Origin of the sequence: Calothrix sp. NIES-2100 (assembly GCF_963875285.1) — a bacterium.
Classification (GTDB): domain Bacteria; phylum Cyanobacteriota; class Cyanobacteriia; order Cyanobacteriales; family Nostocaceae; genus Aulosira.
This window is the reverse complement of record NZ_CAWNLA010000001.1, coordinates 4,898,958-4,919,108: the sequence shown is the minus strand read 5'-3', so window position 1 is coordinate 4,919,108 and position 20,151 is coordinate 4,898,958. Positions and strand designations below refer to the sequence as shown.

At 42.3% G+C, this 20,151-nt stretch carries 18 protein-coding genes and 1 pseudogene; 6 read left to right on the top strand and 13 right to left on the bottom strand.

Going from position 1 to position 20,151, the window contains the following annotated elements; genetic code table 11:
• Nucleotides 1-16: 16 nt before the first annotated feature.
• The 4 genes from AACU32_RS20265 to AACU32_RS20250 form a co-directional block, all read right to left on the bottom strand.
• Nucleotides 17-139: a hypothetical protein gene (locus tag AACU32_RS20265; protein WP_339378119.1), complete on the bottom strand. Its 123-nt coding sequence runs from the start codon at nucleotides 137-139 to the stop codon at nucleotides 17-19.
• Nucleotides 140-437: 298 nt separating this feature from the next.
• Entirely contained in the window at nucleotides 438-1,634 is a 1,197-nt protein-coding gene (locus AACU32_RS20260; protein ID WP_096602687.1) for a substrate-binding domain-containing protein, read from the bottom strand.
• A 291-nt stretch (nucleotides 1,635-1,925) separates the two neighbouring features.
• Nucleotides 1,926-2,717, bottom strand: coding sequence for a DNRLRE domain-containing protein (locus tag AACU32_RS20255; protein WP_096602685.1), 792 nt, complete (start codon nucleotides 2,715-2,717; stop codon nucleotides 1,926-1,928).
• 217 nt (nucleotides 2,718-2,934) lie between these two features.
• Entirely contained in the window at nucleotides 2,935-3,753 is an 819-nt protein-coding gene (locus tag AACU32_RS20250) for a PEP-CTERM sorting domain-containing protein (protein WP_339378118.1), read from the bottom strand.
• An 814-nt stretch (nucleotides 3,754-4,567) separates the two neighbouring features.
• Here AACU32_RS20250 and modA (AACU32_RS20245) point away from each other — a divergent pair.
• Nucleotides 4,568-5,479, top strand: a complete 912-nt coding sequence (gene modA / locus AACU32_RS20245; protein WP_096602681.1) for a molybdate ABC transporter substrate-binding protein — start codon at nucleotides 4,568-4,570, stop codon at nucleotides 5,477-5,479.
• Between the two features lie 82 nt (nucleotides 5,480-5,561).
• Nucleotides 5,562-6,260, top strand: a complete 699-nt coding sequence (locus tag AACU32_RS20240) for a PEP-CTERM sorting domain-containing protein (protein ID WP_096608087.1) — start codon at nucleotides 5,562-5,564, stop codon at nucleotides 6,258-6,260.
• Between the two features lie 254 nt (nucleotides 6,261-6,514).
• Here the strand turns inward: AACU32_RS20240 and AACU32_RS20235 are convergent, their stop codons facing one another.
• The 4 genes and pseudogenes from AACU32_RS20235 to modA (AACU32_RS20220) all read right to left on the bottom strand — a co-directional run bounded on the left by AACU32_RS20235 (nucleotide 6,515) and on the right by modA (AACU32_RS20220) (nucleotide 13,647).
• The gene (locus AACU32_RS20235) at nucleotides 6,515-8,731 is read right to left on the bottom strand and encodes a S8 family serine peptidase (protein ID WP_096602679.1); all 2,217 of its coding nucleotides are present in this window, start codon (nucleotides 8,729-8,731) and stop codon (nucleotides 6,515-6,517) included.
• 44 nt (nucleotides 8,732-8,775) lie between these two features.
• Nucleotides 8,776-10,356 carry a TrbI/VirB10 family protein gene (locus tag AACU32_RS20230; protein WP_096602677.1) on the bottom strand — a complete coding sequence of 527 codons (1,581 nt, stop codon included), beginning with the start codon at nucleotides 10,354-10,356 and terminating at the stop codon, nucleotides 8,776-8,778.
• Nucleotides 10,357-10,931: 575 nt separating this feature from the next.
• Nucleotides 10,932-12,746: pseudogene (modB, locus tag AACU32_RS20225) on the bottom strand (molybdate ABC transporter permease subunit).
• A gap of 85 nt (nucleotides 12,747-12,831) precedes the next feature.
• On the bottom strand, nucleotides 12,832-13,647 hold the full coding sequence (gene modA / locus AACU32_RS20220; protein ID WP_096602675.1) for a molybdate ABC transporter substrate-binding protein: 816 nt from the start codon (nucleotides 13,645-13,647) through the stop codon (nucleotides 12,832-12,834).
• Nucleotides 13,648-14,665: 1,018 nt separating this feature from the next.
• Here modA (AACU32_RS20220) and AACU32_RS20215 point away from each other — a divergent pair.
• A complete protein-coding gene (locus tag AACU32_RS20215) occupies nucleotides 14,666-15,283 on the top strand; it encodes a TMEM165/GDT1 family protein (RefSeq protein WP_096602673.1) in 618 nt (205 codons plus the stop codon).
• A 123-nt stretch (nucleotides 15,284-15,406) separates the two neighbouring features.
• Here AACU32_RS20215 and AACU32_RS20210 read toward each other — a convergent pair whose 3' ends face one another.
• Nucleotides 15,407-16,282 carry a tetratricopeptide repeat protein gene (locus AACU32_RS20210; RefSeq protein WP_096602671.1) on the bottom strand — a complete coding sequence of 292 codons (876 nt, stop codon included), beginning with the start codon at nucleotides 16,280-16,282 and terminating at the stop codon, nucleotides 15,407-15,409.
• A gap of 378 nt (nucleotides 16,283-16,660) precedes the next feature.
• Here AACU32_RS20210 and AACU32_RS20205 point away from each other — a divergent pair, with 378 nt between their 5' ends.
• Nucleotides 16,661-17,686, top strand: coding sequence for a hypothetical protein (locus AACU32_RS20205; RefSeq protein ID WP_096602669.1), 1,026 nt, complete (start codon nucleotides 16,661-16,663; stop codon nucleotides 17,684-17,686).
• Between the two features lie 93 nt (nucleotides 17,687-17,779).
• Here the strand turns inward: AACU32_RS20205 and AACU32_RS20200 are convergent, their stop codons facing one another.
• From AACU32_RS20200 to AACU32_RS20185, 4 genes are all read right to left on the bottom strand, one after another.
• A complete protein-coding gene (locus AACU32_RS20200) occupies nucleotides 17,780-18,949 on the bottom strand; it encodes a homocysteine biosynthesis protein (RefSeq protein ID WP_096602667.1) in 1,170 nt (389 codons plus the stop codon).
• A gap of 80 nt (nucleotides 18,950-19,029) precedes the next feature.
• Nucleotides 19,030-19,164 carry a hypothetical protein gene (locus tag AACU32_RS20195; protein ID WP_339378117.1) on the bottom strand — a complete coding sequence of 45 codons (135 nt, stop codon included), beginning with the start codon at nucleotides 19,162-19,164 and terminating at the stop codon, nucleotides 19,030-19,032.
• Nucleotides 19,124-19,216, bottom strand: a complete 93-nt coding sequence (locus AACU32_RS20190; protein ID WP_339378697.1) for a hypothetical protein — start codon at nucleotides 19,214-19,216, stop codon at nucleotides 19,124-19,126. The genes AACU32_RS20195 and AACU32_RS20190 overlap by 41 nt, the downstream gene beginning before the upstream one ends.
• Nucleotides 19,217-19,314: 98 nt before the next feature.
• On the bottom strand, nucleotides 19,315-19,533 hold the full coding sequence (locus tag AACU32_RS20185; protein WP_096602665.1) for a type II toxin-antitoxin system HicB family antitoxin: 219 nt from the start codon (nucleotides 19,531-19,533) through the stop codon (nucleotides 19,315-19,317).
• A 94-nt stretch (nucleotides 19,534-19,627) separates the two neighbouring features.
• On the opposite strand from AACU32_RS20185, the gene AACU32_RS20180 reads away from it, so the two are divergent.
• Entirely contained in the window at nucleotides 19,628-19,855 is a 228-nt protein-coding gene (locus AACU32_RS20180) for a hypothetical protein (protein WP_339378116.1), read from the top strand.
• A 9-nt stretch (nucleotides 19,856-19,864) separates the two neighbouring features.
• Nucleotides 19,865-20,125 (top strand): hypothetical protein, encoded by a 261-nt coding sequence (locus AACU32_RS20175; protein ID WP_339378115.1) that lies wholly within the window; start codon nucleotides 19,865-19,867, stop codon nucleotides 20,123-20,125.
• Nucleotides 20,126-20,151: the final 26 nt, after the last annotated feature.

Sequence of the window (20,151 nt, the reverse complement as noted above, 5' to 3'; positions counted from 1 at the left end):
TACTGGGTCGATTTGTTCATGAGGCGTTCACTGTAGAAGGCCAACAGTGACCGGATGTAGAACGTCGTTGGAGGCGTTGGCACTTAGTGCCAGATGGAGGCGATCGCTCTACAGCAAAAGCAGTTAAAATCCAGAACATATTCAAGTTTTGAGAAATTTGTCTTGGTCATTAGTCATTGATGTTGTGACCTGACTAATGGCTTGATTTTGATATAGTTGCGATCGCGCAAGTAATATGAAGAGTGCAAGTATTACCTGGTGACGCGATGAAAATAGGGCTTAAAGTTTCGGCAGGAAATCTCTATATGCCGATGACGGAAGCTAGACAGCGTTGACTAGAATCTAATCTTCAGAGGTTTTTCAAGCCTAGAGAGTGGTTGCACTCGGAATTGAAATTTACGCAGAATTTTTCCGTAAACCACCCAACCAAATTGCAATCAATTCCTAATTGTTGCTACAACTTCCCCAATATTGCTTGTGTCATAACCACCGAGAACTTCTAATTGTGAGTGAACAAGCTTATGTCCCAAAGTACTTAGCAACTGCTGCACTGGTGCTTCTTCCAAATATTCTTTGAGAATTACTAAATCGTATCTTGATTGATGCAGATGTACAAATCCTAGCCCAAAGGTCTTAGCTACCGATGCTGTGCTAATACCTGCGTCAGCCATTCCTGTGGCTACAGCTTCAGCAACATCTTGGTGGCTTCTGGCAATCTGCTCAAAACCCTGAATGGCATGAAACGGCACTTGTTCCTTTTGCAGTGTTTGTTCTAACAGCATCCGACTCCCAGAACCTAGTTCGCGATTAACAATAGTTGCTCCCGCTTCTACTAAGTTGGTAACTGTTTTGATGCCTTTGGGATTTCCTGGCTGGACTAAGAGTCCTTCTTCCCAAACTCCCAGAGTAATCATGACTGCTTCCCTTCCGGCTAATACTTCTCGGGCAAAGGGAATGTTATATTCCCCAGTTTCCGGGTCGTAAAGATGCATTCCTGCAATGTGAGCTTCGCCTCGGCACAAGCTGTGCAATGCCGCCATGCTATTTGCGAAGTTATATTGGACTCGCAGTTGCGGATGCCAACGTTCGGTTGCTCTAGCCCATAATGAAATCACAGGGGAACAGCCAGCAATCACGACCGTGTTATGAAGTGCGGCGATATTATCGTCTAACAGCCGGACTCGAACTTTATCTGTAGCTGCCTGACTTACACCTTCCCCCTTCGGGTTCGACAGTTTGCTTATGCCGGGGAACCCGTCCACCGCAACTGTCTCAGCGTCAGCCGGGATCATATCTTGGCGAAAAGCATCCTTGCCAATCAAAGGATAAGCTATCCATTGCCCTCCCACTCGTGCCAAACTGAGTCTCAGTTGCTGAGCGAATGGGACTTTTTTTGCCAAAACTGCTTCAATTTCCGGTAAATCCTGCTCTATCCAGAATAGATCCTCAACTTGACAACCCAGTGCCTTGGCTAACCGAAGTGTAATAGCAACAGAGGGAGCGTATTGTCCCGACTCTACACCACTAATAGTCTGACGGGTAACTCCGGCTATATTTGCTAAATCTTGCTGGCTCATGCCTAGACGGGTTCTGATTGACTTCAAGTTATTGCGGAGATTGCTATCCTGCTTCATTGGCTTAATTTGCCTGATTTATTCTCTCAATTACAAAAAGCTGTCCCGGATTTAACTGTATCTGTCAATGCAAAAGCGCCGTTATTTCGTCCACCTGATTTACAAGTTTCCTGCGTCTTTGCCGCCTTGATTCCCTATATTTCAACAATATCATAAACTTTGGCTAATTTACTTGCGAAGGGGAAAAATTTTTGCGGAAGACGATTGATTACCAACTGCTAAAGAACAAAAAGCCTTTATGTGTGAGCAATTCAGGGCTTTTTTGATGAAATACTATCAAGTATTTACCAATTAAGTTGGTAAATAGATACATATGATACAGTTTCCAAAGCTGAACTTAGTCTTTGATGGGTGGTAGGCAATCAGCATCAGCTGTAAGAAATACTTAGAGCGATCGCACCAGATAGGTAAATGCCATGAATGAAGCAACAGCCAGCCAAAATTTTCAGACGGGTTATCCAGCCACCCCTGCACATCGGCAACCATTGCCGCCGTCGAAACCCAAGTGTAGCCAGCGTTAATGTTTTGGCTGACTGTGGTAGTCGCGCTCTTATTGGCAGCAAAATCGCCGCCCGGTGTTCCCCACAGAACCGGATTAACAGGATCGTAAAAGCGATCGCTCCAAGTTGCGTCTCCTGGATTCGGTGCAAACCCTTCACCAGTGCCCCCAATAGTACCTGAGGGTGGGACAGGCCCGCTTGTTCCCTCTCCCCAAGAGTTGCTGGCCCGGAAGAGCGAGATATTCCTCGGTGTTTGGTCACCACTTCCAGGATTCCCACTGGAACCAGAGACTTGACCAAGGAATAGGGTAAGTTGCACATCGGTGATGCTTGCTCCAGTTGGTAAGTTGCTAGCAATGTCGAAGTAGATTAATGACCGCCGCGTCGCATTTGAACCGTTGTTACCTACAAATATTCCTACTCCGGTTCCATTGCTGTTATTGTTATTTTGGTAGATCGTTGTATCTCTCTTAGCCCCAATAGTGAGTGTGCCAGCCTGACTTGCACTCGCAATTGTCGCAACCATTGCCACTGCTCCAATCGCAGATAATGATAGCTTTGCCAAGATGCTTGCAATAGACATGAATATTCTTCCTTACATGAGATTGGTTTTATATTGAGATGACCCCGATCTACGAGCAATACAATTTGCCCAAAAATGAAAAGTATTGAAATTAACCTTTGTCGGAAAGACATTCAATCGTAAGTTTGTGCCGATGGAGGTATAGGGCATATTACGACTTACAATTATTACAGGTTAAAAATTCTCTCAATCTAAATTAAAAATTGAATGCTATTTTCTAGCGCCAAAATAAGCGATTTTTACGTGCTCTTAAAGCCAGAATAAAACAACCACCTAATATTAGAGAACCGGACATTGATGGTTCCGGAACTTCTTTAACCACAAGTGAGAGATTATCTGCATAAGCGTCATTTACACGCCCACGAACATAATTCATATCTAAAACAACTTTTATTTCCCTCGCACTCACAGGAACAAAGCCTGTTGTGGACTTAAATAATAAAGCTGTTGTATTGTTTCGTTCCTCTGCGGTTGGGGAAGTAATAAAAGCTGTGCCTAAAGATTGACCATTCTGATTTAGGAAATCAAGGCTAAGTTTGACATTATCTGCATCAGTTTGATAGCCACCTAACCAAGCACTTAAATCATACCCACCTTTACCTGCATCAATAATTGAGGACAGATTACTCACATCAATTAATTGCGAAGCACTAGATGAGCCTCTACTACCTCCACCATAAAATAAATTGAGTCCGCGATTAGTTGGCCCAGGGCTATTTGCATCAGGTAATCCGCTAACGCTGACTGTATTACCAAGAGGGTTGACAAAATCAAACCCTGTTGCACCATATTTCAACACACTAAAATCACCAGTTTTAGTCCAACCTGGAATAGCAGGTATGTCAGTACCGACAGCATTACCAACGCCATCTCCTACTCCCTGTTCTGCATCTGAGTTGACAATTAAGTTCGTGCCTAGTGTGGCTGCATAAAGAGGGTTGCATAGCACAAGAGTAGTTCCAACTCCTGCGATTAAGGTTAAACCCAACTTGGCAATTTTTTGCGAAACTAAAGATAACATACTTAACTTGCTCATGAATATTATTTTTTGTAATAAAATCTTGAGCTACTTCTCCAAGAGCCGCTCTCAAGCTGCCAGCACCGTAAAGAGTAACCGCAAAAGCCTGATTGGGAAACGTGACACTGACAGCACAAGCTATCAATGAAAAGGCAAAATAATGCTTTTTCATGGTTTTGCTCTGATTTTGTTGGTATGACTACTCAGCTAATTCTCAGAAAGTCTTACTTGCACAAGAAATATATGAGTGAGTGAATAAATTAATCACTTCTCCCATCAGCGTTTACTGGTGTATGTTGATATATGCGTGGTTTTTCGGATAAAGTTATAATACCAACATTGTTGGCTGAAATCAATTGGATTACATAGTTAAATCCTAACTTCATCAAACTTTTATACTATCCGAGCCGCTACATCTCAAGCCGTAGGCGATCGCTTATCACCTATTAACTACAGCATTAAATTATATAAATATTATTACCAACCTCATTAGCATCAATTTCAGTAAATCGTGTTTAGCATATCTGTTCGTTGATAGCGATCGCTCCTTTGATAGTTCAGAAAAACAGGCGATCGCTATTGGTATGCTTTGCTCAAATGTGGCTAGATTATGACAATTCCTCAATAGCCAATTGGTTTTTATCAACTTTATTGGTATATACCAACTAAATTTTTGACTAAATTATCATTTGTCATCGTTTCATTACCAAATAGGTTGGTATAAATGCCCAGGTTTGGTATGCTTAAGCGTAAATTACCAAATACGTAGGTATAAAACATCAGGGTTGGTAATAGTACGGGAAATCCACCTTACCCAGAAAACATTTTCAGTATGTTTTTTCTCACCCAAAAAAAAAGATTCCTCAGTTGGATAGCAGCAGCAGTTACTAGCTTGATTATTGTAATCAGCTTGCCGTTGTTAATCAATCCCACAAATCAAACAGCGCAGGCGGCAGTTACCCTGCGAGTTTATGCGGCTGTGAGCTTATCAGAAGTGATACCTGAAATTGAGAGTGATTTTGCTGCGGCTAACCCTAGCTTAGGGGTTAGCTTTGTCAATACTTTTGATTCTTCTGGTGCATTGCTCAATCAAATCAACCTGGCATCAAACGAGTCTGCCGGCATTCCAGATATTTTTATCTCGGCGGCGACAACTCAAATGAATAGCTTGCAGAGTGCAGGAAAATTGGCTTCAGGTTGGCCGAAGACAATTGCAACTAACCGTCTAGTCTTGATCAGACCGAATACTCCTACTAGTCCTGCTCCTTCTCCAGCTATTGCTGGTTTTGATAAATTGGTCAATGGTTCTGGGCTAAGTGGTAGAAGAGGGATTGCGATCGGAGATCCGGCAACTGTTCCCGCAGGAGCCTATGGTCGAGAAGTTCTTCAAAGTACCCTCAGCGGTTGTGGAGCAGGTACTTACAATACCCTCCTCAACAGTACAACTGCCAACAAGCTAGTATTTGCGAGCAATGTCCGTAACGTCTTGGCGGCTGTGCAAAATAAAACCCTCAATGGCAACACAATTGATGCGGGCATAGTTTACACAACCGACCAAAGAATTTCTAGTACTACTACCCTCATCACAACTGCCGCGCAAAACTGCCACAGTGCGATTGTCTATCCGGCGGCTGTACTCACCAGAACTGCTAATCTTTCAGCTGCAACTAGTTTTGCCAACTACTTATCCAGTACCACAGCCAAAAATAGGTTGACTGCTCGTGGCTTTGGTGTTCCCGCATAACTTGTTTGACAGATGTGCGATCGCTTTTTCTTGACAGCTCGATTTTATTTTCGTTTTTTTGAACTATTTGGAGTGAAATCTGATGAAATTAGCAAAAAGTTTCGGACTGTTTGTTGTTGGCTTAACTAGTGCCATTGCGATTACTGGTGCTTATATTCCCCAAGCAAAAGCGGTAAAAGTGAATCTGGTGCAGAATGGAGATTTTGAAGCTGACCCGCTTGTAGATCCTAACTATGACCCCACTCTACCCAATCCTTTTATTACTGGATGGAAAAATGATAGTCAGTTGGAAGGTGGTGTATATGCTAACCGCCTGTCAAATTATCCCAACCCCGAAACCAATGGTTTACGCAGTGTCGAACTGGGTTACACTCCTCCTGGTACATTGGCTAACCTTTCACAAACTCTAGCCACGAAAAAGCATAACAAGTACCAACTCAGCTTTTACCTAGCCTCTGTAGAAGAAGCACCCCGTCTGGACAATATATTTCAAGTATCTGTCGGTGGAAAAAAGCTGTTAGATTTAGCAAATGTTTCTTTTCAAGGATTCACCAAATATACCTTGGATTTTGTCGCCAAATCCAAAGCTACAGATATCAAGTTTTCTAGTCATACTGGATATGACTGGTTAAACTTAGATGATGTTAGCGTCTACAAAGTAGATGATGATGCACAAGGCGGCCCTCACTCTTCTGTTCCTGAACCCTCAACCATTGGCGGTCTAGTAATTGCCGGTTTATTAGGCGGTTGGATGAAGCGCAAGAAAGCCGTGAGTTGTTAGTGTGAAGGCGATTTAACAGAAAAGAATATACCAGGGAGTTGGCTTCGACTGCGCTCAGCCAACGACGGCGACGGCGCTCAACCAACGACGGCGACTGCGCTTAGCCAACGGCGTGCCCTTCTCCTTCGGAGACGCTAGCGCGAACGACTCCGCTCAGGGCACAACGATTGGTACAATATTTTCTGGAAATTTCCTAATCTAAGTATCTTGACGAAGAGACGCGAAATTCCGCGCCTCTTCAAGTGTTAGTGGTATTAAGCCTTTAAACTATTTCCCGCGCTGGCTGTCAGAATCTTACGCACTTGGGCATCAGTGAGACTTTTATTCGCATTGAGCATCAAAGCTACTACTCCAGCCACATGGGGAGTTGCCATAGATGTTCCGTTCCAAGTACCATACTTGTTACCAGGAAGTGTGGAATAAATAGCAACACCAGGGGCTGTCACATAGCTAAGTAGTTCAGATCCAGCTCGGTTAGAGAAGTTAGCGAGATTGCGATATTTATCGACTGCTCCCACAGCCAACCCCCAGTCTTGTGCATAGCTGGCAGGGTAGTATGGTGTTGAGCCACCGTCATTTCCCGCCGCCATGACTACGATCGCGCCTTTGCTGCTAGCATATTTAACAGCTGACTGGATTTGAGTATTCCCCGGATACTTACCTATACTGACGTTGATGACATTCGCGCCATTGTCTACTGCATAACGAATGCCATTAGCGATCGCACTATCGGAGCCTGAACCGCGATCGTCTAATACCTTCACTGGCATAATCTTGGCATTATAGGCAATGCCAGTCACACCAAAGCTATTTTTTACGCCGGCGATCGTACCTGCAACATGAGTCCCATGACCATTTTTATCTAAAGTTTTGTTGTTTTTGTCAACAAAGTTCCAACCGTAAACATCATCAATATAGCCATTGCCATCATCATCCTTACCATTGCCAGCAATTTCTTTGGTATTTTTCCAGATATTAGCGCTCAAATCGGGATGGTTGCGGTCAACTCCAGTATCTACAACAGCTACAAGAATTCCCTTACCTGTATATCCTTTTGCCCAAACTTCTGGCGCTTTGATGATGTCTGCTCCCCAATTGCGACCCCCTAAATTAGGAACATCTGCAAAGGTAGTCTGACCGATAGCACCAGCCACTGCTGCTGCTGCATTAATCAAGCCGTAGCCATTAGTAGAACTAAAGCTATTCTTAACAGTGACAGCTTTAGCAACAATGTTATTGCTTTCATTGGTTTCAATAACATTATTGTAGCCATCAGCTTTGTACAACAGATAATAGCTACCTGCTGTAATATTCTGACCAATCCTGAGTGAAGATGTTTTTGAACTGTAAGCACCTGCTGCCAAACTGCCAACATCGTTGTAGCCTAAATATAAATCATCATCACTCAATGTTTTATCTTTAGATATATAAAACATTGTGGCGCTAGGAAAGGCTTTATCAACACCTCTATTCTTAATTTGATAACTAATTTTCCAGCTATCTCCGACAGATACTAAACTAGGAGCTACAGCATTTTGAACTATCAGATCTGTTTTAGTAGAAGTAATATTGATAGCCTTGGCTAAAGTATTATTGTTTTCATTGCTTTCAATAAAATCTCCATTGCCATCAGCTTGAAATATTAAATAATAGCTACCTGTGGCGATGTTACTTTGAATTTTGAATATGGCTGACTCTGAACTATAAGCACCTGCTGCAAGAATATCTACATAGTCTGAGCCTAGGTATACATCATCATCACTCACTGTTGAATCTTTAGATAGATAAAAAAGAGTATAGCTAGAAAAAGCAGTTTCGTAGCCCTGGTTTTTCACCTGATAGTTTAGTTGTATATTGCTACCAACGGCTGTTGAAGTGGGAGATACAGCATTTTGTATAACTACGTCTGGTAAAGGAGGAGTCAGATTAATAGCGCTAGCAACAATATTGTTGCTTTCGCTGCTCTCACTCACAACTTTATTACTATCAGCTTGAGATATTAGATAATAACTACCAGGCGCGATGCTATTATCGATTTTGATGGTTGTTGATTCTGAAGTGTTAACACCTGTGGCAATAATATCAACCGAGTCGTAGCCTAAGTATCTATCATCATTGCTGAGAGTCTTATCCTGGGATAGATAAAATTTAGTGGTACTAGCAACAGCATTACTTGTACCTTGGTTTTTGACTTGATATTTTAATTCGATAGTACTGCCAATAGATGCTAAACTAGGAATTACAGTATTTTGGATGATTAAGTCTGCTTGGTTAAGAGTAACAGCAATGGCTTGAGCATTAAGATTACTATTATTGGCGATAATTGATGCTAAGGCATTGTTTTGTGAGCTTGATTTGAATATACTGCCATTACTAAAATTAGAATTACAGTCATTAGTAAAATCTGCAAAAGAGTTATCTGTTTTAGTAAGTGGAGCAATAATACTGTTATTTATTTCTGTCAGTTCCACTGTTACTTTCCTATTACTAAGTAAAAAATGGGCGAACTGGGAATTTAAAATTGCATGGCTTGATTGACATAAATCTCAACTGCTGTACCTGCGCTTAGAAACCAAATGTTAGTTCGTTGAGTCATTTGGGAAATTGCTTGTTGATTGCGTTGGGCCATTTGGGGAACTACAGTGTTAATACCACCTTCAAAAATTCCCGCCACAATGTTACGCTCAGGGTTGGTATTGTTAACGATAGTAGTCGAACCACTTGTAGTTACAACTTGAGACTGGGAACGATTAGATAACTCTGCTGCTTTACCAAGACCACCTAAGACAAATAGTCCCATATCCATACTGGCTATAGATGATCCGCGATTAGGAAATTGGTTGGCGATTAGTGGTTTACCTTGGGGAGCACGAATCATCAGTGCATTTGGTGGTAAGTCCCTTTGTGTGAGTTGTCCTTGAATCGGCAAAATAACTTTAACTACGTCTAACTGTACTAAGCCTTGCTCAGAAACAGAACTCAATTGAGTTAATAATTCAGTATTTGCAGGGAAAGCGATCGCACCATCAAAAGCTTTTAATGGTTCTTTTAACCGGACTACAAAGACATTTGTGCGATCGCCATTTTCAGATTTAGACGTTTCGCCAAAGACAGCTGTCGCTAACACAGCTTTAGCATGACTACCAACTACCAGAGATTTTGGACTCTGCTGTACCGCTTGACTCACCACAGCAGTTTGCTGATTTGATGTTTGTTCAGGGTTGGGATTTGTTGTCTGTTGTTCTCCCTCGTCATTATTTTGTTGTGGCTTTGGCGTTACATTCACATGAGATTGTTCGCTCACACCCATCTGTCCATAACTACCTAACTTTGCTAGATTTTGCCAAATTTGCAATAGGTTTGGTGTCGGTGGTGGAGTTTGTGGGTTAACAATAATTGCTTGGGGTAGTGATGAAGTTGGAGCCGGTTGAGAATAAGGTTGAGAAGATGGAGATTTAACAATCCGCTCAACTGTCACTATCCGAGGTACGTAAACTGTTGACATCGGTGTCGGTGTTTTTTGTACCACTGTTTGTCTACTAGAAGCATTCATCTGTAAATTTCGGGGAACGCCTAGAAAAGAAGGCGATATCTGTTTTCCACCTCTAAGTTGTTGTTGTGCTAATTTCACAGCTTCTGCTTGTTCAGTCAAAGCTAATTTTGTTTTGAGAGTCTCTACTTTTTCCTCTAAATTTGGCTCTCTAGATTGCTGTAGGGTTGGCGATCGAGTTTTTCGAGCAACAGCATGATTATTTTTTGGCTTTTGCTGAGTATTACTCATCATCTGAGTCAAAAACCCACCAGCAAATAAAACTATAGCTAAAGTAGCAGTACCTACCAAACCTAACTTAGCAAAGGGATTTGGTGATAATGATTGTTCAGTCTTCTCTTCTATTGGGTGAGATGGTGATGGCTCTTTGTTAGCTGATTCTTCTATTACTTCAGCATCAGTTGATAAAGATTCTGGCTCTAAGCCTACTAATTTCGCCATTCTTAATTCCCAATCGCCCGCATCTACTCCTAATGAATAGTTGTCAGATTGGTGATTAGATACATTTTTTTTAGTATCATCTGGAATAATTGGACTTTGAGTCATAATTTATTAAATTAAAAGTTTTTTCTGTACTGTTATTCAAAATTTTTATTTAAATATCATAATTTACTTAAAAAATATATGTGAAATTAAAATATTAACCCAATGCCTAACTATTATTAAATAATGGTTATTCTCAATATAGGACAAAGGTTTCATATTTATTGCCAATTATATTTGGCATGTTGCCATGAGCCACAGCCGCCATAAATTTAATATTTCTGTTAATTTTTCAGTAGGTTTCACCTGATTAAGAGATAATTTTAGAAAACATTTCTTATTAATACTTCGGCTGGACATCTATTAACTTTGTATATAACTACTTGGCGGATTATCCTAAAGTCGTACTGAAGTAAGACAAATCAGGGTAAGTGAATAAATTAATCACTACCCTCATTAGCATTTACTGTGTATGTTGATATTTGCGTGGTTTTTCGGACTAGACCATAATACCAACCAGGTTGGTGAAAATCAATCTAACTATGTAGCCAATTCCTGACTTTATGAAATCTTGTCGCTATCTAAGCCTCGAAACCTCAGCGCTAGGAACGAGCGTCATTACGAATTGCGAATTCGTATTACTCCATCAAAATTAAGCCCAGGGGATCTAGACGCAAATACCAAGGAAAAGGCTGGTCTTTCATGGTTGCCCATTTTTCTTTGAAGACTTCTGCTTGCAAATGGTAGTCTTGAGGATTATTAGCAGCAGAATGTAGTTTTAAAAACAAGGTCATGCGGTGGGGTGTTTCACTAGTTCTGACTAACCAACAAGGAAAGGTATTTACTTGGTTGGGGTCTTTGGTTAAGCTGATGTGATGGGCACGAATACCAACATGAGATATGTTGTGAGGAATTCCTTCCATAATTTGGAGGTTACAACCCCAATCAGGAGCTTCAACTTCGCCCGATCGCAAAAGCATCGCAGACGAAAAGTTCTTGCAACCTGTGATTTGGGCAACACTCACAGTTGTAGGATGCTCGAAAATCTCGTATTTAGAACCATATTGAACAGCTCGACCATGTTCTAATACCAACAAATTTGGGCAAACTCGGTAAGCTTCCTCCATATTATGGGTAACAAACAAAGACAAGCCTTAGTAATCAGCCAAAATCTCAGTCATTTGCTGTTCTAGTTGACTCCGCAGGTGGGTATCGAGTGCGGAAAAAGGTTCATCTAAAAGTAATGCTTCTGGTTGAGAGGCTAATGCTCTGGCCAAGGCTACACGTTGTTGCTGACCTCCAGACAGTTGGTGTGGATAGCGATCGCCTAATCCTTGTAACTGCATAGCTAATAATTGCTCTTCTACCTGCACGCGGATACTGCCTTTAGATAGTCCCTTGGGTAAGCCAAAAGCAATATTTTCAGCCACAGTCATGTGTGGGAACAAAGCATAATTCTGCACTAAAAAACCGATGCGGCGATCGCGGCTTGGCAGATTAATTCTTTGTTCGGCATCAAACAGTACTTTGCCATTGAGAACAATGCGTCCTCTAGTTGGTGTTTCTATCCCAGCAATGCAACGTAGAATCATGCTTTTACCAGCACCAGAACCTCCCAACAATCCCAAGGGTTGCTCATCGCTATTGAAAGCAACTTCAAGATGAAAACTCGGCAGTTGTTTTTCGATCTCTACACTGAGTCCGACGGTCGAGGATATTGTAGGCAACACAGATGCTTCATTTGTTTGGGTCTTTTGTTTACGTACCCTTGTTTTCCTGTTTCCTCGCCTCCCTTTCTCTCTCGATTCCTGCCAGAAGTTGACGGTAATAATTCCCGATAGAGAAATTGCCATAATCGCGATCGACCAAAACCAGGCTTCATCCATTGCACCTGCTTCCACAGCAAAATAAATTGCCATTGGGATCGTTTGCGTTTGTCCAGGAATGTTACCAGCCAGCATCAACGTTGCACCGAATTCACCCAAAGCGCGAGCAAAAGCAAGAGTTGTCGCTGCTAAAATTCCCGGCAGTGCTAAAGGTAAACTAATGCGCCAAAAAATTGTGGATTCGGTTGCTCCGAGAGTTCTGGCTACCCGCAGGAGATTATTATCAATTTGCTCAAAAGCCCCTAATGCTGTTTTATACATTAATGGGAAGGAAACTACTGTAGCTGCGATCGCTGCACCGTACCAAGTAAAAACAATGCTGAAGTCAAACGGCTGCATGAGTTTCCCCACAGGCCCATTCTTCCCAAAAAAGATTAATAACAAAAAGCCGACAACCGTAGGGGGCAAAATCAATGGTGCAACAAAGATACCCTCAATCAGTGATTTTGCTTTGCCCCGATATCCCAGCATCCAGTAGGCAGCAGCAATACCCAAGAAGAAAGTAATAAATGTGGCTAGTAATGAAGTTTTCAGCGATATCCACAGGGGCGATAAATCCGATGCCATAGTTTTTTGGTTAAGAAGGTACTGAATTAGGGCTAGTTTGAATCGTTTGTTCTACGCTCAAACAGCCCTGTCAAAATTTCTCTTGTTAACTATCAGCTACTGTAAAACCTTGTTTTTCAAACACAGTTTTGGCTTCATTCCCCGATAAAAATTGCGCGAAATCCTTAGCCGCATCGACATTTTTACTGCTTTTGAGCACCGCGATGGGATAGACGATAGGAGAATGAGTTTTTTCGGATGCAGTGGCGACAATTTTGACTTTTGGTGTACTTTTGGCATCTGAGAAGTAGACCAGCCCCGCATCAGCATTACCTGATTCTACGTAATTGAGAGCTTGACGAACGTCTTTAGCGTAAACTGCCTTGCTTTTAACTTGGTCAAGAATTTTTAATGAAGTTAAAACTTGTTGGGCGTATTGTCCTGCTGGTACGCTTTTGGGTTCACCGAGAGCGATTTTCTTAATGCTTGGTGAAGCTAAGTCTTTGAAATCAGTGACAACTGTGGATTTTTGCGGTGCAATCAACACTATTTGATTTTTCAGCAAATCCTTGCGAGTGCCATCAACCAATAAACCTTTTTGCTGTAAAGCATCTATCTGTTTAGTTGCAGCTGAGATAAAAACGTTAACGCCTGCACCTTGTTCAATTTGTTGTTGCAAAGCACCTGAAGAACCAAAATTGTATGTCAAATTGACATTTGGCTTTTGTTTGCTGTACAGAGGCTTGATTTCATCCATTGCATCTTTGAGGCTAGCAGCTGCTGATACCGTCAAAGTTGTTGTTTGGGCTGCTGGGCTAACAGTTGAGGATGGGTTAGATGTAGTCGTTTGACTACAGCCGACAATGAGTAGGAACGAAATTAATACCCAACTCGCAAAAGTCAGGATGGGTTTATTAATCATTTGCACTCCTCAAGCGTTCTTTCTTAATTCATAATCTACCAACCTATGAGCCTATAAGCCAAAAAAATTGGTAAATAAATTGCCGATTATCAAGGTTATTACCAATAATTATGGTAATAACCTCAAATTACGATAGCTTCCTCCTCTCGCTGGTGGGATTGCTGTCTCGGATGAAACAAGTGATCGCATTTACAACCGCCTCAATGAGCACATTAAATCTATCCTGCAAGAAGCTTAAGGAAAAAATCTTCGATTATAAGGTATTGAAAATTACTTAAAGCCAAATACCAGTAAGCTCGCAGCTAAAGACAAGATTGAGCTTAATAAGTAAGTAGGCAAGAAAAAATCAAACTATGTGAAGATAAGTAAATATGGACAATGTATCTACGAGGTTACTAAAAGATGGGTGCAAGCAAATAAGCTTAGCCGAAAGTTTCTATCCTATACCAACATGAACCGCTTCTGCTGCATTCTAAAAAAATCTGGCGCTTTCCAGCTTTTGTGACTTAAAGGAATTGTTTGCCGTTGCGGCAAACAATTCCTTTAAGTCACAGCTTTCTATGCTTGATTGGACTCACGGCAAGCTTATCCTTCCAATTAGGACTAGCGGCAAACTTATGGTTCCAAACTCTAAATTTCATCCAAAATTAGCTGACGCAAGAATGAGGGTTATAACGTTGGTGGCGGCAAAGTTATGGTTCCAGCAGCGGCAAACTTATGGGTAAAGTCACATTCACCACTTCACCTTATCAGAGCGATCGCCTACAGTCTTGACTCATTCCTCAGACAGCTATACAATTCAGATTGTAAAGAAGGGGAGTAGCTGCTGGTAATTAATCGCCAGCCCATCTGAATCAACATACTGGCGATGAGCCTGGTTCAGATGACAAGTATAAAATATTTGTATTTGCAAGCGAGACCTTCACTAAGTTCACACCAAAAAGTGTGGAGCTTGGTGAAGTTTTAGGGCTTTCATCAAGCTTCACATCGTTTAACGATTCTTTAGGAGCTTGAAAGAGTGCTAACAGCTTTTACCGCAGGTTTGTTACTAATTACAGTTTCCGAGTTAGGTGATAAAACATTTTTTATCGCCGTGATTTTAGCAATGCACCACCCCCGACGCTTGGTATTTACCGGAGTGGTAGCGGCTTTAGCGGCAATGACAATCCTTTCGGTGATGTTAGGACAAACAGCATCTTTGTTGCCCAAGGTTTATATTCATTATGCGGAAATCGCTTTATTTATTGCCTTTGGTATCAAGCTTTTGTATCAAGGTAGTAAGATGTCCCGTGCAAGTAGCGAGGAAGTAGTAGAAGAAGCCAAAGCTGCGGTAAAGCAAGCCGATTTAGAATTACCACTACGCAAAACACCACTGGCAATTTTAACCGAAGCCTTTATTTTGACATTTATGGCTGAGTGGGGCGATCGCACACAAATTGCGACAATTGCCCTAGCAGCCGGAAATAACCCCATTGGGGTGAGTGTGGGTGCAGTTTTAGGACACGCCATTTGTGCTGCGATCGCAGTCATTGGTGGCAAATTAATTGCCGGCAGAATCTCCGAACGTCAACTCACTTTAATTGGTGGATGCTTGTTTTTAATCTTTGGTGTTGTTGCAGCAATTGAAGGAGCATAATTTTGGGCATGGGGCATGGGGCAACAGTCAACAGTCAACAGTCAACAGTCAAGAATTTTTCCTTGTCTGCTTTGTCTTCCTCATCCCCCCTAGCCCCTAGCCCCTAGCCTCTAGCCCCTATTTTCACTTTTTACCTTCAGGTGTGGGTGTCGGGGATGTAGGCGGAGTAGGAGTTGGCGAAGCCTCGGCGGCTTTATTAATTTCGTCTTTGTACTGAGCAGGTGCTAAAGCTGAAGCAGTATTAAACAAAGGTTTAGCTTCCGCGACTTTGCCTTGTTGCTTCAATAGCATTGCCTTAGCTAAAACTGGGCGAAAATCTTTGGGATCTTTCTTAGTTGCTTGGTCGTATGCAGCGAGAGCTTGAGTATAACGTTTTTGGGAAGCGTGAACTGTACCCAAAAGTACCTGTACGGCGACTGTATCTATACTTCCCGGCTGGATTTTATTCACTTGCGGTGCAGCAGTCAAAGTCTCTTGCAATAAACCAATAGCTGCTTCGGGGCGTTGTTGGCTTAACAACAGAGACACCATACCTTGTAAAGCCTTCAAATCACCTGGTTTTGTGGTCAAAACAGTACGGTAAGCTTGGGCTGCGCCTTCTTTGTCACCAATTTGCTGCTTTGCTTGAGCCAGTAGTACTGCATATTCTGTCTGTTCTGGATTCAGCTTGGCTAGCTTTTCTAAAGGTTCAATCACTCCCTGAATATCACCTTCTTTGATACTTAAGAGTTCTAACCGTGCCTGTAGCAGCCCTTTAAGAGCAGTCTGATTTTCTGGTTCCCGTTGCAAAACCAACTGATAACCCCGAACTTCGTCTTGCAATTTTGATTTTTGGTCAGGCGAAGGCGAATTACCCTTAGTGCTGGCGTTGTTATTCTGGGCTGGGGTTTGTGTATTATTATTAAATGCAGAAATTAAGGGAACCATTGAAATTCCCACAAAAGTAAGAACTGCCAAAGCCAAGACGACCTTAACTATCCAGCTGCGCGGTTGAGACACAAGACTTCTTTCTCCTGAACTTTAATGACATTATCATCCACATAAATCCGAGTAAATCCGAAAGTTAAAAATTTCCAAAACTTTGCGGAATACCGTCGATTGCCTGTGAATTTTATAACAAATAACTATCCACGCTGCTAAAGTAAGTGATGACTTTAGGAGGAGCCGTCAGAATTCTAGCTATGATATGCTTCCCGAAACTAGTCTAAAGACGCTAAATTACACATTTAGTGTAGAAGTGCGTCTTTAGAATGCTAATGGGCGTTCTAAAGTGGTTGGTTGAAAGCAAATATACTTTCATCAGCCGCACAAACGCTCTTTTCAGCTGCCTTCGTAAAATCCCACAATGGGATGTGTCTCCGCCGCAAGGAGTTTTTTATGAATTCCGACCTGATGCCGTCGCCTGAATCTTCCAATTCTTCTGTCTCTGACCAGAGTCCAACTCAAGTAGAGACAACAGCTAGTGTTCCTACAGTAGCAACCAATGACTCTAAATTAGACAATTCGACTGTTAACCCCAGCGACACTAGCTCCAATGGGAACCTAGCCAATCGGCAGCAACCGATTCCGCCGCCTAGTGAACCCATGCAGTACCGCGCCATCGGCTTAGTCCGAGGTCGTTACCGTGCCAGCGATGAACAATTTACTCAAGGTGATCTGCTAACCACAGATGGTGTAGAACTCAATGCCGTTCTCCTAGGACGGATTATGAGTTTAGTTAAGAATCATTTGGATTTAGAACAAGAACATCTGTGGGTAGTTTATCCACGGACAAGACAAGAAAATGACACATTGCACCTCCAAATTGTCGGAGTTTGGGAGCCGGAAAAACTGGCTAAACATTTGACAGAGGAGGATGAGGAAGATTCGGAATTAGAAGAATTACAGATCTTAGATGATACTGTATCTGCTAGTTCCCAAGAATCTACAAGTAACCTCAAACCCTCATCAGACATACCTGATGGTGGTTTTTCCGTTCGTGGTGAAGTAGTCTACCAGTCTTTTGATGCCAAGAGCTTAGTGGTAAAAATCAAACAGGCTCCGCGCAAACCAACTGACAAACCCAAATATTTTAAATTGAAACTGACGGGTGTTTTAACTACCAAAGCAGTAGGCAAGTTTTGGGATTTTCAAGTTAAGCGACAAGCTGACCTATTACTAATAGAAAGTGCAGAAGCGATCGCTGACTTACCCAAAAAGCGCAGACCACCATTCAACAAAGGTGGTTTCCGTGGTGGCGGTGGTGGTGGTGGTGGTGGTAGAAGACCATTCCCCCCCAGACGCGGTTCAGAAACTCCACGCCCAATCAAAAAAATAGGCGGCGATTCCTCAGCTGTGTCTAAACCTGTACCAAAAACGCCGGCTCCTAAGCCGATTAAGCGTCCGAAACCAACCCAAGAATAGGGGATGGGGCATGGGGCATTGGGCATGGGGCATTCGTCCCCCTTGTCCTCCTTGTCCCCCTTGTCCCCCTTCCCTCATCCCTAGCTCCCAATATCAAAATTCCGTCCAGCGGTCTTGAGGTAGAAAAGAACGCTCCATCGGAATTGGGGAAACTGCTTCTGTCAGGGTAAATTTGCCAGCTTCGATCCACTGTTTCAACTCTAGGGCAACTTTTCGAGAAAGAAACAAACTTGCTAGAGGTGCAACACGCACTGTTCTACCTTCAATGGTGACACGCCCAGACTTGAGTTGGGCGTAACTCACCAAACCAAATGTGGGACGAACGCGCCGGGGAATAGAAAAGTCTACAATGGGCGCGACTAAATCTTTATCTTGTACTGCGCAATGTTCTACTACTTGGGCGGATAATACCGGAAATGGAACACCTACGCCCAACATTAATGAAGGACCATAGCTTTTGAAGTAACATCCCCTCACCCAACGAGCATCCATTTGCTTGGCATCACCGATTAAAGCTAATGTGGCAGCAGGCCCAATGGGCGTATGATTGGCTAACCGTTTTTGTAAGGGGAAGTGTTGAGTACCTTCCCAGGCGACATAACCAATACCACCGCCTAAAAAAATTCGCGTTCCGATACCAATAAGTTGTAAATCTGGGTCGTTGAATAAAGGCGAAATCGCACCGGGATTAGAATAAACAGCATTTCCTAACCGTGGTTGTAAAGGCCCAAGATAAGTAAACAATGGGCGATCGCCTCCATTTACCCCTACAATAAAATTTTGATACAGATTACGCGGGTTAAATAAATAAAACTGATTTATCGTTTCCCGCATGATAGTAGTTTCAAAGGTGGCGCGTGGGTAACAATCTGTAACTTGTCCTTGGGCGCGTACTTGGACAGCTTTCCCGGCGATTAAATCTTCTATCACATGACCGCCGCCCCGTTCCCTCACTTCTTCACCATCGTTCGCCTCCACAGCAGAACTAGCACCAAGGTATAAATCTACTGCGCCAAAACCAGGGTATGCTGGAACACCATCTAACCAACAACGGCGAATTTTGATCGGCGGATCTGTATGGCCTAGATTAATAATTGCACCACTCGATTCCATCGGTTCAAAAGTGCCCGTGGTAATCACATCAACTTCCTGAGCAACTTTTGTCACACCAACTTCGGCTACTCGTGCTTTTACTTCTTCAACTGTCAACACCACCGCACGTTGGCAGCTGATTTTCTCATTAATTTCCGCAATTGTGCGCATGTTTAATGTAGCGAATTCATATATTAATTGTGGAGCAATATCGCTGCCACGTTAAATCATTATATTTGTCTAGGGAAACTTTACGAGTCAGGCGATCGCCTATATAAGTAAAATAAGACTGCTGTTATGTGTGGGAAGTGCGATCGCGCCAGCAGATTTTCGTCAACAGAGCAGTTAAAAATTAGGTAATAAACCTGCTTGTTTACAAATCTCATTAGCCGTAATCCGATCGATGGTACGATGGCGTTTTACAGGAATAGTTTTGATATCATTAGTATAAATGGAATGATTTCCTCCTTCTCTTCATAAATAAAAGCCATTTGCTTCTAAATATTTAATTAGCTCTTTTCGTTTGACTGACACACTCAAACCTCTATAGGAATTTGTTCCAGCAAAGCATCACCTGTGGGAATTTCTTTATTTTGTTGACGATAGGCAAGAATCATTTCTTTCGTTGCATCTTGCAACATAGCTCTGCATTCTTCTATGGTTTCTCCTTCTGTGATCACTTCTTGCCATTCAATGAGTTGTCCCATATATCCGCTATTAGTTTTTGTATATTTTGCAGTGTATGTAATTAACATTACTGTGGTTGTGAAGAGAATTATATGATTGATCGTAGCTGATTTTTTGTTGCCGAGGCGATGTCTGACGACAAGCCGCTGCGCGTCTACGCTTGTGATTTTACCATCTCAACAAGAGCGATCGCGCCTATTGAGTAAAATGAGACTGATGTTGAGTGTGGATTTGCGATCGCACAGTAGATCACAGAGAATTTTCAGGGAGCGATCGCGCCTATTGAGTAAAATGAGACTGATGTTGAGTGTGGATTTGCGATCGCACAGTAGATCACAGAGAATTTTCAGGGAGCGATCGCGCTTATTCAGTAAAATGAGACTGATGTAGGCTGAGGATTTGCGATCGCACAGTAGATCACAGAGAATTTTCAGGGAGCGATCGCACTCAGAACACCATCATTCCACCTCAGAACTCGGAACTACTAGCTCAGAACAGGAACATTCTCACTTGAAACAGAAACGTTCTCTTTCAGAACAGGAACATTCTCGTTTGAAACAGGAACGTTCTCGTTCAGAACAGGAACATTCTCACTTGGAACAGGAACGTTCTTGTTTGGAACAGGAAACTTGGAGTTCAGAACACGGAACTTGCAGATAAAAGCTTGATTGATTAGACTGAAAGCT

Bases quoted from the DNA above. Each gene is read 5' to 3' on its own strand.
- AACU32_RS20265 (WP_339378119.1), bottom strand. From the start codon at position 139: ATGTTCTGGATTTTAACTGCTTTTGCTGTAGAGCGATCGCCTCCATCT.
- AACU32_RS20260 (WP_096602687.1), bottom strand. From the start codon at position 1,634: ATGAAGCAGGATAGCAATCTCCGCAATAACTTGAAGTCAATCAGAACC.
- AACU32_RS20255 (WP_096602685.1), bottom strand. From the start codon at position 2,717: ATGTCTATTGCAAGCATCTTGGCAAAGCTATCATTATCTGCGATTGGA.
- AACU32_RS20250 (WP_339378118.1), bottom strand. From the start codon at position 3,753: ATGAGCAAGTTAAGTATGTTATCTTTAGTTTCGCAAAAAATTGCCAAG.
- modA (WP_096602681.1), top strand. From the start codon at position 4,568: ATGTTTTTTCTCACCCAAAAAAAAAGATTCCTCAGTTGGATAGCAGCA.
- AACU32_RS20240 (WP_096608087.1), top strand. From the start codon at position 5,562: ATGAAATTAGCAAAAAGTTTCGGACTGTTTGTTGTTGGCTTAACTAGT.
- AACU32_RS20230 (WP_096602677.1), bottom strand. From the start codon at position 10,356: ATGACTCAAAGTCCAATTATTCCAGATGATACTAAAAAAAATGTATCT.
- modA (WP_096602675.1), bottom strand. From the start codon at position 13,647: ATGATTAATAAACCCATCCTGACTTTTGCGAGTTGGGTATTAATTTCG.
- AACU32_RS20205 (WP_096602669.1), top strand. From the start codon at position 16,661: ATGAATTCCGACCTGATGCCGTCGCCTGAATCTTCCAATTCTTCTGTC.
- AACU32_RS20200 (WP_096602667.1), bottom strand. From the start codon at position 18,949: ATGCGCACAATTGCGGAAATTAATGAGAAAATCAGCTGCCAACGTGCG.
- AACU32_RS20195 (WP_339378117.1), bottom strand. From the start codon at position 19,164: ATGAGATTTGTAAACAAGCAGGTTTATTACCTAATTTTTAACTGCTCT.
- AACU32_RS20185 (WP_096602665.1), bottom strand. From the start codon at position 19,533: ATGTTAATTACATACACTGCAAAATATACAAAAACTAATAGCGGATAT.